This window comes from Plantactinospora endophytica, from assembly GCF_016862915.1.
In the GTDB taxonomy this organism is placed as follows: Bacteria; Actinomycetota; Actinomycetes; order Mycobacteriales; family Micromonosporaceae; genus Plantactinospora; species Plantactinospora endophytica.
On record NZ_BONW01000012.1, the window covers coordinates 163,255 to 176,791 of the forward strand.

16 protein-coding genes are annotated in these 13,537 nt (G+C 71.7%); 2 read left to right on the forward strand and 14 right to left on the reverse strand.

Annotated features, from left to right (window positions below):
* The 13 genes from Pen02_RS12835 to Pen02_RS12895 form a co-directional block, all read right to left on the reverse strand.
* Positions 1-447, reverse strand: a complete 447-nt coding sequence (locus Pen02_RS12835; protein WP_239140560.1) for a group I truncated hemoglobin — start codon at positions 445-447, stop codon at positions 1-3.
* Between the two features lie 252 nt (positions 448-699).
* Entirely contained in the window at positions 700-1,455 is a 756-nt protein-coding gene (locus Pen02_RS12840) for a SanA/YdcF family protein (RefSeq protein WP_203866207.1), read from the reverse strand.
* A gap of 211 nt (positions 1,456-1,666) precedes the next feature.
* Positions 1,667-2,305, reverse strand: a complete 639-nt coding sequence (locus tag Pen02_RS12845; protein ID WP_372445606.1) for a MerR family transcriptional regulator — start codon at positions 2,303-2,305, stop codon at positions 1,667-1,669.
* A 214-nt stretch (positions 2,306-2,519) separates the two neighbouring features.
* Positions 2,520-2,984, reverse strand: coding sequence for a bifunctional nuclease family protein (locus tag Pen02_RS12850; protein ID WP_101365933.1), 465 nt, complete (start codon positions 2,982-2,984; stop codon positions 2,520-2,522).
* Positions 2,985-3,273: 289 nt separating this feature from the next.
* Complete coding sequence (gene ftsR / locus Pen02_RS12855; RefSeq protein WP_203866208.1) at positions 3,274-3,981, reverse strand: transcriptional regulator FtsR; 708 nt, start codon at positions 3,979-3,981, stop codon at positions 3,274-3,276.
* Between the two features lie 152 nt (positions 3,982-4,133).
* Positions 4,134-4,586 (reverse strand): oxoglutarate dehydrogenase inhibitor Odhl, encoded by a 453-nt coding sequence (gene odhI, locus Pen02_RS12860; protein WP_101365931.1) that lies wholly within the window; start codon positions 4,584-4,586, stop codon positions 4,134-4,136.
* A gap of 214 nt (positions 4,587-4,800) precedes the next feature.
* Positions 4,801-5,181 (reverse strand): glycine cleavage system protein GcvH, encoded by a 381-nt coding sequence (gene gcvH, locus Pen02_RS12865; RefSeq protein WP_203866209.1) that lies wholly within the window; start codon positions 5,179-5,181, stop codon positions 4,801-4,803.
* Positions 5,182-5,248: 67 nt separating this feature from the next.
* A complete protein-coding gene (locus Pen02_RS12870) occupies positions 5,249-6,250 on the reverse strand; it encodes a DUF881 domain-containing protein (RefSeq protein WP_203866210.1) in 1,002 nt (333 codons plus the stop codon).
* A gap of 11 nt (positions 6,251-6,261) precedes the next feature.
* Positions 6,262-6,594: a small basic family protein gene (locus Pen02_RS12875; protein ID WP_203866211.1), complete on the reverse strand. Its 333-nt coding sequence runs from the start codon at positions 6,592-6,594 to the stop codon at positions 6,262-6,264.
* A complete protein-coding gene (locus Pen02_RS12880; RefSeq protein WP_203866212.1) occupies positions 6,591-7,493 on the reverse strand; it encodes a DUF881 domain-containing protein in 903 nt (300 codons plus the stop codon). Before Pen02_RS12880 ends, Pen02_RS12875 begins: the two co-directional genes overlap by 4 nt.
* Positions 7,490-8,140, reverse strand: coding sequence for a cardiolipin synthase ClsA (clsA, locus tag Pen02_RS12885; protein WP_203866213.1), 651 nt, complete (start codon positions 8,138-8,140; stop codon positions 7,490-7,492). Before clsA ends, Pen02_RS12880 begins: the two co-directional genes overlap by 4 nt.
* 356 nt (positions 8,141-8,496) lie before the next feature.
* The gene (locus tag Pen02_RS12890; protein ID WP_203866214.1) at positions 8,497-8,937 is read right to left on the reverse strand and encodes a DUF2267 domain-containing protein; all 441 of its coding nucleotides are present in this window, start codon (positions 8,935-8,937) and stop codon (positions 8,497-8,499) included.
* Between the two features lie 45 nt (positions 8,938-8,982).
* The gene (locus tag Pen02_RS12895; RefSeq protein WP_239140568.1) at positions 8,983-10,101 is read right to left on the reverse strand and encodes a golvesin C-terminal-like domain-containing protein; all 1,119 of its coding nucleotides are present in this window, start codon (positions 10,099-10,101) and stop codon (positions 8,983-8,985) included.
* Between the two features lie 177 nt (positions 10,102-10,278).
* On the opposite strand from Pen02_RS12895, the gene Pen02_RS12900 reads away from it, so the two are divergent.
* A complete protein-coding gene (locus Pen02_RS12900) occupies positions 10,279-11,685 on the forward strand; it encodes a selenium-binding family protein (protein WP_203866215.1) in 1,407 nt (468 codons plus the stop codon).
* The gene (locus tag Pen02_RS12905) at positions 11,682-12,320 is read left to right on the forward strand and encodes a hypothetical protein (protein ID WP_203866216.1); all 639 of its coding nucleotides are present in this window, start codon (positions 11,682-11,684) and stop codon (positions 12,318-12,320) included. The genes Pen02_RS12900 and Pen02_RS12905 overlap by 4 nt, the downstream gene beginning before the upstream one ends.
* 56 nt (positions 12,321-12,376) lie before the next feature.
* Here the strand turns inward: Pen02_RS12905 and Pen02_RS12910 are convergent, their stop codons facing one another.
* On the reverse strand, positions 12,377-13,534 hold the full coding sequence (locus tag Pen02_RS12910; RefSeq protein ID WP_203866217.1) for an XdhC family protein: 1,158 nt from the start codon (positions 13,532-13,534) through the stop codon (positions 12,377-12,379).
* Between the last annotated feature and the right edge of the window lie 3 nt (positions 13,535-13,537).

Sequence of the window (13,537 nt, forward strand, 5' to 3'; positions counted from 1 at the left end):
TCAAACGCCCGCCGCAGTACCGCTCGACACCACCTGGTCGCGCACCGCACCCAACGTCGCCCGAACGTCGTCCAGGATGTCGTCGGGCACGCCGAGAGCGGTCAGGGTGTCGATCAGGTGCCCGCCGACCTTGGCGTAGTGCTCGTCCGGGATGTTCAGCGGCTGGTGCGCCTCGGCCAGGCCGCGCCCGGCGTAGGTGTTCGGCCCGCCCAGCACCACGGTCAGCATCAGCGCCAGGTGCCGCCGCTGCTCCTCCATGTTCACCGAGGTGAAGTAGCCGGCCAGCTCGGGGTCGGCGAGCACCCGGTCGTAGAACAGCCGCACGGCGGCCTTGACCGACTCCGCCCCGCCGATCCGCTCGTAGTGGGAGGGGCGGGCGGCACCGTTGCCGTTGGTCGTGGCGCCGTCCTCGGGCGATGCCACTGCACTGTCTTGGGGATCCGTCACGGTCTTCCTTCCGGCGCGAGGGGGATCGCGCGGCGTGTGGGGGGTGGCACCAACAGTGCCGACCCGGCGGGCGGACGGCCGACGGGCGGCACTGGGTGGGGACACTACCCCGCCCACCCGTTCCGTGTCATGCAACCCGAATCGGTGTCATCCGTACCCAACCGGGGCGGCGATCATCGCTGTCGATCTGAACCCGACCCATCATCCCCATCGGACCCCGCCCCGGCGACCCCGGTCACGGTGCGCGACGACTCATCCCGCCAACGCGTCCCGGACCCCCGGCTCCGCCGGGCCGAGGAACACCGGATCCCGCCCGGTCACCACGTCGTAGACCGCCTTCACCGCCGCGAAGTTCTCCCTGAACCCGCCCCACCGCCAAGCCCGCTCGAACCGGCGTACCGAGTCGTCGCCGACACCGACCGCATCCAGGCCCACCCGCCGGCACACCGTCACCGCCCGCTCGACATGGAAACTCTGGGTGACCACAATGGCCCGGTCGACGCCGAAAACCCGCCGCGCCCGTGAACACGAGTCGTAGGTGTCGAAGCCGGCGTGGTCCTGCACCACCTTGCCGGCCGGCACGCCGCGCTCCACCAGCCAGCGGCTCATCGCACCCGGCTCGTCGTACTCCCAGCGCCCGTGGTCGCCGGAGACCAGCAGCGCCCGGACCTTGCCGGCGTCCAGCAGCTCCTTGGCCAACCCCAACCGGGCGGCCAGGAACGGCGACGGGGTGCCGTCCGGATACACCTGCGCGCCCAGCACCAGCGCGACCGGCGCCGCCGGAACGTCCGCCACCGCGAAGACATGGTTCTGCGCCGACCGCCGCACCCAGACCACACTGCCGACCACCGACACCGGCAACAGCAGCGCCGCGACCAGCAGGCCGAACCCGATCGTGCGCCGCCACCGACGGAGTCTCGGCGCGGCGGCGGCCACGGCCCGGACCAGGGCGGCGAATCGACGGGTACGACCGGAGCCGGACGATTCCGGCGACACAGCAGACGGCATACCGCCAATTATGCGGTGGCGATCATGACAGCTCGGCGGCACCGGAACCGGACACCCGACAACCTGCGTTCCGGAACGGGCGACCAGAACTCGTCACCACCGCTCCGAAATCGTCACCACCGCTCCGACAAACACCGGGCGGGGTCACGGCGGCGACCAGCGGGCGGGCTGACGTCCCAGCCAGCGGCGACCAGCCGCCCCGCCCGGGACGTCAGCCCGCGCGCCGACGAGCCCGGCGGGCCGCCAACTCGTCACCGGCCTCCACCGCCGCCGGCTCCGGCGACTCGCCCGCCAACGGCACCTCACCGGCCGGCTCCGCCGGCAGATGCGACAGCGAGCCCTGGACCTCCTTGAACGCCCCACCGATGGCGATCCCGAACACCCCCTGCCCACCCTGCAACAGGTCGACGACCTCCTCCGGAGAACGGCACTCGTAGACCGTCGTTCCGTCCGAGATCAGCGTGATCCCGGCCAGGTCCGCCACCCCACGCGACCGCAGCGCGTCGATCGCCCGCCGGATGTTCTGCAACGACACGCCCGCGTCCAGCAGCCGCTTGACCACCTTCAGCACGACCAGGTCACGGAACGAGTAGAGCCGCTGCGTCCCCGACCCGGAGGCGTCCCGCACACTCGGCACCACCAGCGCCGTACGCGCCCAGTAGTCGAGCTGCCGGTAGCTGATCCCTACCGCGTGGCATGCCGTCACGCCCCGGTAGCCGACCGAGCCGTCCTCCACCGACAACCCCGGGACCGGGTGCTCCTCCGCACCCCCACGAGGCCCGTCGACGTGCCGCTGATCCATACCCTGAGGATTCGACCTACCCGGATCAGGGTCCTGTGGCTCATGCATCGGACAACCTCCCCGCCCGTGCGGTGACACGTCGTTTCCGGGACGTGCACCCCTCGACAGGCCCAACCCTATAGGCCGGCTGGAGGGTTGCCCGGCAGGAAATGCCGCGACACGCCGCACTCGGGGATCACCGCAGGGTTACCACACGGGCGAATGGATCGTTACCCGACAACCAGCCGCCGACACCGACCCGGCCGACCGGACCGAGCCGCCGTCAGCCGGCGAAGTCCTCCGGACGGACCTGCTCCAGGAACTCCCGGAACTTCTCCACCTCGTCCTCCTGCTCGTCCGGAATGATGATCCCGGCCTCGGTGAGCACCTGCTCCGCACAACGGATCGGCGCACCCACCCGCAACGCCAACGCGATCGAGTCGGACGGTCGGGCCGACACCCGCAGACCGTCCCCGATCAGCAGATCGGCGTAGAAGACGTTCTCCTTCAACTCGACGATCTCCACCGCCCGCAGCGGGGCCTGCAACGCGGCGAGGATGTCCCGGAGCAGATCGTGGGTCAGCGGCCGGGCCGGCTTGACCCCCTGCTGCTCGTAGGCGATCGCGGTGGCCTCCACCGCACCGATCCAGATCGGCAGATAACGGTCGCCCTCGACCTCTCTGAGCAAAACGATCGGTTGGTTGGTGGGTAGCTCCACCCGAACCCCGACCACGCTCAGCTCGCGCACCGCTGCCTCCGTGTCGCCGTCGTCTCGTGCCCCACCACCGTCCTGCGGCGGCCGATGCTACCCGCCGCCGAGGCTGGTATGCCCCTTCCCTGCACGGTACACGGGCTCGGATAACACCGCCCCACGCGCGCCGCCTGCGTACCCGCCGCACCGCACGGGTTACCCCGGGAAGCGTACGCCACGCCCACCGCCGCAGATCTTTCCTGCTGTCCGAGTGCGCCAAGCCACACCGACACAGCGTCAACCGGCGCAGAGCCGGCCCGGACGGCATCAACCGCCGCCCCGACCGTCACCGCCCCAACGTCCCGCGCAACCCCACCCGGACCAGCGCCGCGTGCAACCGCTGCGACAGGCCCACCAACTCCCGCGCCGCCTCCGCCGCCCGCGCCCGGGCCGCCGGATCGCTCTGCCGAGCCAACGGCGCCACCAACTGGGCGAACAAACCCACCTCGCGATCCGCCGCCGTCCGATAACCACGCAGATGCCGTGGCTCCAGCCCGTACGCCGCCAACCCCGCCACCGCCTGCGCGATCACCAACGCGTCCGCGTCGTACCAGCCCGGCGGATGCGACACCAACAGCCCCATCCGCTCCAACTCGGCCAACAACGGCTCGGCGAGCCCGCTACGGGACACCAACTCGGACCGACCCAGCCGGGCATCGGACGACTCGGCAACCGGAGCGGCAACCTCCCGCCCCGGCACCTCACCGTCCGGCCCCACCGCGACCAGCGACGGCCGATGCCGCTCCGGCCCCGGCAACCCGTCCCGGTCCGCCTCCGCGAGCTGCTCCCGGATCACCCGCAACGGCAGGTACTGGTCACGCTGAGCGGTCAACACGAACCGCAACCGCGCCACGTCGTCCCAGCTGTACTTGCGGTAACCCGCCGGCGTGCGCTGCGGCTCGACCAGACCCTCGGACTCGAGAAAGCGCAACTTCGAGATCGTCGTGTCGGGAAACTCGACCCGTAGCTGCGCCAACACCTCACCGATACTCATCAGCGAACCCTTTCCCACCTCCCCCTGCGGTCCGTCGTGACCGTGAGTGGAAGTCGGAGGCCGCGCGCCGCGCGGATCAGCTGGGAAAAGGTTCGGTGGCTGGCCCCGAGCGGCCGTCCCCGGGCCGGGAACAGCCGCCGCCGCACTCTCGCTCACCCCCGGACGGCCCCCTCCTCCGGACGCGGACCGGCGATGAAGACCAGCCGGAACTTGCCGACCTGGACCTCGTCGCCGTTGCTCAGCGTCGCTGCCTCGACCCGCTCCCGGTTCACGTACGTCCCGTTCAGCGAACCGACGTCGCGGACGGTGAACGTGCCACCGTCCCGGTGGAACTCGGCATGCCGGCGGGACACCGTGACGTCGTCCAGGAAGATGTCGCTGTCGGGGTGCCGACCACTCGTCGTCACATCGTGGTCCAACAGGAACCGGGCGCCGGCATTCGGGCCACGCCGAACCACCAGCAACGCCATCCCCGGAGGCAGCGAGCCGGACATCCGGCTCGGCACCACGTCGGTCTCGGGCCCCTCCAACATCTCGTCGAGAGAACCAAGGTTCAGCGTCGATGTGACGTCGAGTGGGGGGAACTCGTCGTCTGGGCGCGTCATTGGGACCACCTCACGGATCTGTTCGGTCGGCGTCGGGTGTGACGGGTCTGGCCGCCGGGCGCCCTAGAGGCCCAGCGGCTGGCTCCCCCGTGCCCGGGAAGGCATTTCCGCAACGCGCAACTATTGGTTCTCGGTCGACTGGGCGAGCCTAGCCAGCGCCGAAATACAGGGCAACCAGACGCGCGGACACAACCGCGCGCCGACGTCACCACGATCAGCTCTCGGTCAGCTCCCGATAAGCCTCGGCGGTGAGCAATCCGGCCACCGCCGACGCGTCACTGGGCGCGATCTCGACCAACCACCCCGAACCGTACGGATCAGTGTTGATCACCTCGGGGGTGTCCCCGAGCTGCTCGTTGCGCGCCACCACCGTGCCGGTCAACGGCGCGTAGATCTCCGAAACGCTCTTCGTCGACTCGACCTCGCCGAACGATTCGCCGGCCTGCACCGTCGCACCCTCGTCGGGGAGCTGGACGTACACGATGTCGCCCAGCGCGTCCTGCGCGAAGTGGGTGATGCCCACCCGCACCGGTCCGCTGCCGTCGCCAGCCACCCACTCGTGCTCGGCGGTGTACCGCAGGTCCTCAGGAATCACCAGACGCGTCCTTCGTCGTCGCACCAGTCAATGCCGGGACGCCCGATCGCCGCCCCGACCACGCCGGTCAGGAGACCGGACGCGCATGTTGCAGATCCTTCGGCGGGCTGAGGGCCGTCACGTCGACCACCTCCCGCTCCTGGATCGCCACGTTACCGCCGTCGCCGCTGACCGATGCCACCACCCCGCCCGGGATGTTCAGTGCGGTTTGCATGGTCTTCGGATCGCCGATCACCGTGATCGTGTACGGCCCCGTCAACCGTCGCCCACTCACCGAGATCCCGCCGTCCGCGTCGAGGAAGTACGTCGACGCGATGATCCGTACCGTGGCGCCGTCACCACCGGAAATCTGCATCGCCTCCGCACCCGCGCCCCGCAGCTCCTGCACCGCGTCCAACACCCGAGACGCCGCGATCGGCTTGCTCACCGGCGCGAAACTCACCGTCAGCCCCGGCCCGCGCGCCGGCAACCGCCCCGACAGGATGCCCAACTCGTCGGCCCGGCGCGTCGCCTCGTCCAACGCCGCCTGCCGCCCCTCGGCACCGGAGTTCAACTGCCGCTGACTCTCCTCCAGACCGGCGATGTCCTGCCGGACCCGCTCCTCCTGGGCGTCCAGGTCCGACAGGATCCGCACCAGGTCCTCCTGGCGGGTCGTCTCCAACGACGCGTCCGTGGAGTTGGTCCGCAACTGCACCACCAGGGTGAACCCCAACAGCGCCAGCAGTACCCCGATCATCGCGTTCGCCGCCGTCAGCCGGGGCAGCAGTCGGCGAACCGGCGACACCGTCCCGGACCGGATCGGCACCGTCTCGTCGCCCTCCGGCGCCGGCTCCCCGCTACCCGGCAGCGGCACCGTCGGCCCGTCGTCCGCCGACAGCCGGACGGTGGGCCCGTCGTCGGCCGACACCACGGCCCCGTCCACGCCACCCGGCCGCTCCGCCGCGCCAGACCCCTCCCGACGCCCCGACGCCGCTGGTGTGGCGGGCGTGTCCGGGGTCGACGCCGGACCGCCGGGCGTCACCCGCCCGGCCGCCGCGTCCCGGCCGTTCTCGTCGCTCGTCTCCGCCATCGCCGTCGAACCTACGCCCGGAACAGGTGCCGGCGAATAGCCGCCACGTTGCCGAAGATCCGGACACCCAGTACGACCACGACACCAGTGGACAACTGCCCACCCACCCCGAGCTGGTCACCCAGATAGACGATGAGGCCGGCGACCAGGACGTTCGAGATGAACGAGATCACGAACTGCTTGTCGTCGAAGATGCCGTCGAGCTTGGCCCGCACCCCGCCGAACACCGCGTCCAACGCCGCCACCACGGCGATCGGCAGATACGGCTGGAGGGCCGACGGAACCGTCGGATCCAACCAGACGCCGAGCAACACCCCGGCGAGCAACGCGAGCACAGCGATCATCGGCCGCCTCCATGCGGACTGGGGGACGCCCCGCCGCCGCCCGACGACCCGGACGGCGTCGGAGCGGGCGAGGGCGAGGGGGTGGCATAGCGCAACTGCGGCTCCGTCGCGGCCGGCAGGGTCAGGTCGTCGACGCTCCGGAACTCGAACGACATCCCGTGCTCCTCCGAGACGCTGTCCAGCAGCCGGGCCGCCGCACTGTCCCGGAACCGGCGTTCGAGCTGACCGGGACCGATCGCGGACACCTCGTACGGGCCGATCACCGGCTTGAAGTCGACCAGGATGGCACCACCGGCCGCCCGGATAGTGGAGGTGGCGGTCAACCGCTGCCCGTTGATCGAGACCGCCTCCGCACCGCCGCTCCACAACGCGTTCGCGATGTCCTGGAGGTCCCGGTCGAGCACCCGGCCGAGATTCGTCCCGCCGGCACCCGTGACCGCGTCCGACTCCTTCGACGCGTCCGCGACCCGGACCACCAGGCCGTCGCCGCGTACCCGGCCCAGCCCGGTGGCCGCCTCCAGGTTCCGCAGGTTCGCCGCCGCGCTGCCGGACAGCGCGGCATCCCGCTGCCGGATCACCTCGGCACGCAACCGGTCGGCCCGGTCGGTCAGCGTCGCGTTTTCCGCCTCCCGCTGCTTGATCTGGGCCACCAGCCCGGCCCGCGCCTCGCTGCGGCTCGGCTCCGCCGCCATCGTCTGGCGGTACGCCACCGCCAGCAGCAGCCCCAGCAGGACCAGGGTGAACAGGCTCACCGCCCGGGGTAGCGAGCGCCGCCAACCGACAGCGGGATCGGCGCGACGGCGCCGCTGCGCGGCATCGGCGTACCCGGGATCGAGCGGGTTCTGGAACAGCTCGGTGAGGAAATCGGGCGTGTACGTCCGCCTGCCCTGCTCGGTCATCCCACCTCCGCCCGCGCCGACCGGGCCGACCGGATCAGTCGGCCCGCCTGGATCACGTAAAGCCCGCCGGCCAGCCAGTACAGCGCCAGCCCCCACAGGGCCAGCCCCCAGCCGATCGCCCCGGCAGCGGTCGCCGCACCGGGAACCGCCGCCGCGAGCAGCAGCACCGGGAACGCGGCCAGCAACACGAACGTCGCCGTCTTGCCGAGGTAGTGCACCGGCGGCGGCCGGTAGCCGTAGCGGCGGAGCAGGGCCAGGTTGACGGTCATCACGACGTCCCGGGCCAGCAACGCGACGGTGAACTGCCACGGCACCACCTCGCGCACGGTCAGCGCGACCAGGGTGGCCAGGATGTAGAGCCGGTCGGCGACCGGGTCGAGTAGCTCGCCGAGCCGGCTGACCTGGCGCAACCGGCGGGCGACGAAGCCGTCCACCCAGTCGCTCAGGCCGCCGACGGCCAGTACGACCACGGCGGCCACGTCCGCCTCGGCGACCAGGAACAGGTAGAGGAAGAGGGGTACGCCGAGCAGCCGGACGAAACTGATCAGGTTGGGGACGGTGAGGATCCGCCCCGTCGAGCCGACGGGCCCGGCGGCGGCGTCACCGGTTGGCTGGGCACTATTCGCCCGCGCCGGCCGACGCGACACCGAACCTCCCTCCGCGCCACGGCCCGGCGTCCGCACGATGGCGGAGGACGGTCCAGAAACCGGTGCGCGCTCCGGCCGGCTCCTCCCCCGGAAACGCCTGACGCATTCCGGACGAGCCCCGGCACCTGGCACAGCCCCGGTTACGGCGCATTCGGCTCCCGTGGCTGCTCAATTGCCGTGCCACTATATCCGGCCCGATTTTGGCGCGGTCGTCCGTGTCCGGTGTCTTCGGGTTTTGGCGGCCTTGTGTGAGCGGAGCCACGTCCTGTAAGGCATCCTAGGATGCTAGCCCAGAACCGGGGCCGGCGGCGGGAACCTGGCGGGAGGGGCGAGACAGATCCGGGATGCGCGGGGCGTCAGCCGCTCAGGCCGGCACGGCCGAACAGCGGGGCGTACCCGGACGGTAGTTGGGTCAGCACGTCGTTGAGTTCGCCACCGGAGACGGCCTCGGCCACCGTGCACAACACGGCACTGGCGTCCCATTCGGCGGTCCGGGCCGTCGCGCCGGCCCCGGTGGCGATCCTGGCCAGGAACTCCCGCGAGCCGAACGCGCCGGCGACGCCCTGCCCGGCCGAAATCAGCGTGGCGGCCAGCGGGCCGGGAAGCTGGGCGGCCAGGTCCTCGGCCTCGTCCGGGGTCAGCCGCTGGGCCAGGATGCCGAGCACCAGGTGCGTCACGCGTTCCGCCTCCGCCGGGTCGGCGTACTCGCCACGGTCGCGCACCTTGGCGACGAACTCGTCGTACCGCACTCCCCCACCCCCGTAGCCGATCTCCGGTACGCCGTTACCCGCCGGCACGCCGATGATGCGCGCCGACGGGTATCGGGAGCGGGTGTGCCGGGGTCAGACCCGGGTGACGCGGACGGCGTCGGCGACCACGTAACCGGCGGCACCGCTCCACCGGCTCACCCCGACCACGTTCTTGTCCCCCGCCGTCAGCGTGAAGGTGCCCAGCGAGCGCCACGCCCCGCCGCCGGTGCTCTGGTCCACCACCACGGTCTGGTTGCCGCTCTTGGCCAGCACGACGTACGGGGTGGCGGTGTTGTAGCCGGCGATACCGGGGTACCAGGCGTCGATCCGGTACGTCCCCTCGGCCGGGATGTTCACCTTGTAGTAGGCGACGTCGCTGACCGCGGCCGGGTTGGCGTACCGGTAGTCGGCGCCGTACCGCTCGGCGGAGTACGTCGAGGTGAGCCAGTTGGCGCTGGCGGTGAACCGGCCGCTGGTGGTGTTGTCGACGATGGCGCTGAAGGACGGTGGCGGGTCGCCGCCCCCGCCCGCGAGCACGTCGGCGACGTCGGCGCGCAACTGCGGGAGCAGGTTGTAGAGCCCGTTGCCGGGACAGATGGTGGCGACGTAGTCCCGGTGCCCGTAGATCCGGGACGCGGCGATGTTGTACTGGTCGCAGATGTACGCGCAGAACTGCACCAGGCTGTCGTAGAGCGCGGCCGGCGGGGTGGCACTGGTGTAGGTGCCCTCGTTCTCGATGCCGATGCCCTTGTCGTTCTGGCCGGGGCAGTGCGCGCCGACCACCATGCCGCTGCCGGCGCGCAGCCGGGACAGGCTGTTGTGCCGGCCCTCCATGACGTAGCCGCCCCGGCTGATCGTGAAGTGCTGCCCGGAGTCGGACCAGCCGTTGCCGTCCATGTGGAAGTTCTGGATGCTGCGGGCCATCGCGAACGCCTGCGCCTGGGTGTAGTTGGTGGTGTTCGCCCCGGCGGTGTGGTGGATCACGATCTTGTCCGGCGACGACGAGATGACGCTGAGCGAGCCCGGCGAGCGGGCTCCCCAGGTGGCGCAACTGGCGATGGTCGGTACCGGGACCGCGAGCGCGGCGGCCGTGTCGGGCGCGGCCAGTGCCGGTGGGGCGCCGGTGACGGAGAGTCCGCCGGTCGCGGCGCCGACGCCGAGGAAGACCGCGCCGCGTACGACGTCGCGGCGGGACAGGGGGTTGCCGGTCACGGTGGACCTCCGAAAAAGGGGGTTGAAGGTTTCTTTGATCGCGGCGATCGAGATTGAAGGAATTCTTACCAGAGGATCGACGTCCACCGCTAGGGGCCGACTCTTCCTGTGTATCAATCTATTCCGATAGGTTTGATAGGCGATGCACGTGCCGGCGGACCGCGGACAGGAGCAGCCATGACCAGATGGACCCCGGACCCGACCTTCTACGCCTCTCCCCGGGACGCCGTGCAGGCGCCGCCGGAGAAACTGGCCTACGTCGCCGCCTTCGACCGGACGGCGCAGCGCCCCGACGCGATCGCCGTGGTCGACGTCGACCCCGACTCCACCGGCTACGGCACCGTGGTGGGCTGGACGGACCTGCCGTACACCGGCGACGAGCTGCACCACTTCGGCTGGAACGCCTGTAGCAGCGCACTCTGCCCGACCGCGCCGCACCCGCACGTCGAGCGCCGCTACCTGATCGTGCCCGGACTGCGCTCGTCCCGGATCTACGTGCTGGACACCCGGCCCGACCCGGCCCGGCCGGAGGTGGTCAAGGTGCTGGACCCGAAGGAGCTGGCCGACGGGGCCGGCTACTCCCGGCCGCACACCGTGCACTGTGGCCCGGACGGGATCTATCTCTCGGCCCTCGGCGGAGCGCACGGCGACGACGGCCCCGGCGGGATCGCCGTACTCGACCACGACACCTTCGAGGTACGCGGCGGCTGGGAGGCGGACCGGGGACCGCAGTTCCTGGCGTACGACTTCTGGTGGCACCTGACCGAGGACGTGCTGGTCAGCTCCGAGTGGGGTACCCCGTCGATGATCGAGGACGGCATCGTCGGCGAGCTGCTGCTCGGCCGCAGGTACGGCCACGCGCTGCACTTCTGGGACCTGCGCCGGCGGCGGCACGTGCAGACCGTCGACCTCGGCGACCAGTACCAGATGCCGCTGGAGCTGCGACCGGCGCACGACCCGACGAAGGCGTACGGTTTCGTCGGCGTGGTGATCAGCGTCGAGGACCTCTCCGCATCGATCTGGGTCTGGCACCGCGACGGCGAGCGCTGGGCCGCCACCCGGGTGATCGACATCCCGGCCGAGCCGGCCGACCCGGAGCTGCTGCCCGAACTACTCAAGCCGTTCGGCGCGGTACCGCCCCTGGTCACCGACATCGACCTGTCGGTCGACGACCGCTTCCTCTACGTCTCCTGCTGGGGCACCGGCGAACTCCTCCAGTACGACGTCAGCGACCCGTTCCACCCGGTCAGGACCGGGTCGGTTCGCCTCGGCGGAATCGTCGGTCGCGTCGCCCACCCGGCCCGGCCGGACCTGCCGCTGGCCGGCGGTCCGCAGATGGTCGAGGTGAGTCGGGACGGCCGGCGGGTCTACCTCACCAACTCGCTCTACGGCGCCTGGGACGACCAGTTCTATCCGGACGGGGTCGGTGCCTGGCAGGCCAAGCTGGACGTCGACCCCGAGGCCGGCGGGATCACGGTCGACCAGCGGTTCTTCCCGCACGGCGACGACTTCCGGGGGCTGCGGGTGCACCAGACCCGGTTGCAGGGCGGCGACGCCTCCTCCGACTCGTACTGCTTCAGATGACCTGGGCCCAACTCGCCGGGCTGGTCGCGCTCGGCGCGTTCCACGGGCTCAACCCGGCGATGGGCTGGCTGTTCGCGGTCGCCCGGGGTCTCCAGGAGGGCAGCCGGGCGGTGCTGCTGCGGTCACTGCCGGCGATCGCGGCCGGGCACGGCGCCTCGGTCGCCGTGCTGGCCAGCCTGGTCACCGCCACCCGATCGATGCTGGCCAGCACCGTGCTGGCGGTGTCGACCGGCGCCCTGCTGGTTGCCTTCGGGCTGTGGCGGATGCTGGCCCGGCGGCACTTCCGGTGGGTGGGGATGCGGCTCTCCCTGGCCCAGCTGGCCGGCTGGTCGTTCCTGGTCTCCTCCGCGCACGGTGCCGGGCTGATGCTGCTTCCCGTGCTACTGGCCGGGCCGGCACCGGCCGGGGCCGGGCACGGCGGACACCTGGCCGCCGCGCCGGCCGGCGCGCTGTCCGGGCTGGTCGCGGCCGGCGTGCACACCGTGGCGATGTTCGCGGTGGCCGCCGGCTGCGCGCTGCTGGTGCACGAGGTACTGGGTACCGGGGTGCTGCGGCGGGCCTGGCTCAACCTGGACCGGCTCTGGGCGGGGGTACTGGTCGCGACCGGCCTGGTCACCCTGGTCACCGCAACCTGACGCGGCTTCCGTCGACAGGCCGGCACAGCGCCCGGCCGAGGGCTCGGGGCCGGGCGTCAGCCGACCGGGGTCGCCTCGTCGGGCACCTGGGCCTCGTGGTGGATCCGGCCGGAGAGCGCCGACAGCGGGCTGCCCGTACCGCCCCAGCGACCGGCCACGACCTCGGCGGCGATGCTGACCGCGGTCTCCTCCGGGGTACGCGCACCGAGGTCGAGCCCGAGCGGTGAGGAGAGCCGGGCCAGTTCCTCCTCGGACAGGCCGGCCGACCGCAGCCGGGCCAACCGGTCGTCGTGGGTACGCCGGGAGCCCATCGCGCCGACGTAGCCCAACGGCAGCCGCAGCGCCACCTCCAGCACCGGCACGTCGAACTTCGGATCGTGGGTGAGTACGCAGACCACCGTGCGCTCGTCCACCCGACCCGCGTCGGCCTGGGCCCGCAGGTAGCGGTGCGGCCAGTCAACGACCACCTCGTGCGCGTCGGGCAGCCGGCGCGGGGTGGCGAAGACCGGGCGGGCGTCGCAGACGGTCACCCGGTAGCCGAGGAACGCGCCGATCCGGGCCAGCGCGGCGGCGAAGTCGATCGCCCCGAACACGATCATCCGGGGCGGTGCGGCATGCGACGCGACGAAGAGCAGCAGGTCGTCGCCGCGGCGCTGGCCGTGGTAGCCGTACCGGAGGGTGCCGGTGCGACCGGCGGCGAGCAGGCCACGAGTGTCGTCGGTGGCGGCGGCGTCCAGCCTGACGCTACCGAGGGTGCCGGCCGTCCGGTCCGGCCAGACGACCAGTCGCCGGCCGAGCCGCCCGGCCGGGTCGGAGTCGTCGACCGACACGCAGGTCACCACGGCCACCGGCTCACCGGCCCGGATCGAGGCCGCCACCTCGGCGAACTCGCCGAAGCCGGTCGGGTCGACCCGTTCGACGTAGACGTCGAGGGTGCCGCCGCAGGTCAATCCGACCGCGAAGGCGTCGTCGTCGGAGACCCCGTACCGTTGCAGGGCCGGTCGTCCGGTGGCGGTGACCTGCCGGGTCAGGTCGTAGACGGCGCCCTCGACGCAGCCGCCCGAGATGCTGCCGACCGCCGCCCCGTCCGGGCCGACCAGCATGGTGGCACCGGCCTGACGGGGCGCGGAGTGCCAGGTGGCCACGACGGTAGCCATGCCGACCGGCTCGCCCGCCCGCCACCAGCGGTCCAGCTCGTCCAGCACGTCACGCATGAC

Bases quoted from the DNA above. Each gene is read 5' to 3' on its own strand.
- Pen02_RS12880 (WP_203866212.1), bottom strand. From the start codon at position 7,493: ATGACCGAGCAGGGCAGGCGGACGTACACGCCCGATTTCCTCACCGAG.
- Pen02_RS12840 (WP_203866207.1), bottom strand. From the start codon at position 1,455: ATGCCGTCTGCTGTGTCGCCGGAATCGTCCGGCTCCGGTCGTACCCGT.
- ftsR (WP_203866208.1), bottom strand. From the start codon at position 3,981: ATGAGTATCGGTGAGGTGTTGGCGCAGCTACGGGTCGAGTTTCCCGAC.
- Pen02_RS12905 (WP_203866216.1), top strand. From the start codon at position 11,682: ATGACCTGGGCCCAACTCGCCGGGCTGGTCGCGCTCGGCGCGTTCCAC.
- Pen02_RS12845 (WP_372445606.1), bottom strand. From the start codon at position 2,305: ATGCATGAGCCACAGGACCCTGATCCGGGTAGGTCGAATCCTCAGGGT.
- Pen02_RS12910 (WP_203866217.1), bottom strand. From the start codon at position 13,534: ATGCGTGACGTGCTGGACGAGCTGGACCGCTGGTGGCGGGCGGGCGAG.
- Pen02_RS12870 (WP_203866210.1), bottom strand. From the start codon at position 6,250: ATGGCGGAGACGAGCGACGAGAACGGCCGGGACGCGGCGGCCGGGCGG.
- odhI (WP_101365931.1), bottom strand. From the start codon at position 4,586: ATGACGCGCCCAGACGACGAGTTCCCCCCACTCGACGTCACATCGACG.
- Pen02_RS12875 (WP_203866211.1), bottom strand. From the start codon at position 6,594: ATGATCGCTGTGCTCGCGTTGCTCGCCGGGGTGTTGCTCGGCGTCTGG.
- Pen02_RS12900 (WP_203866215.1), top strand. From the start codon at position 10,279: ATGACCAGATGGACCCCGGACCCGACCTTCTACGCCTCTCCCCGGGAC.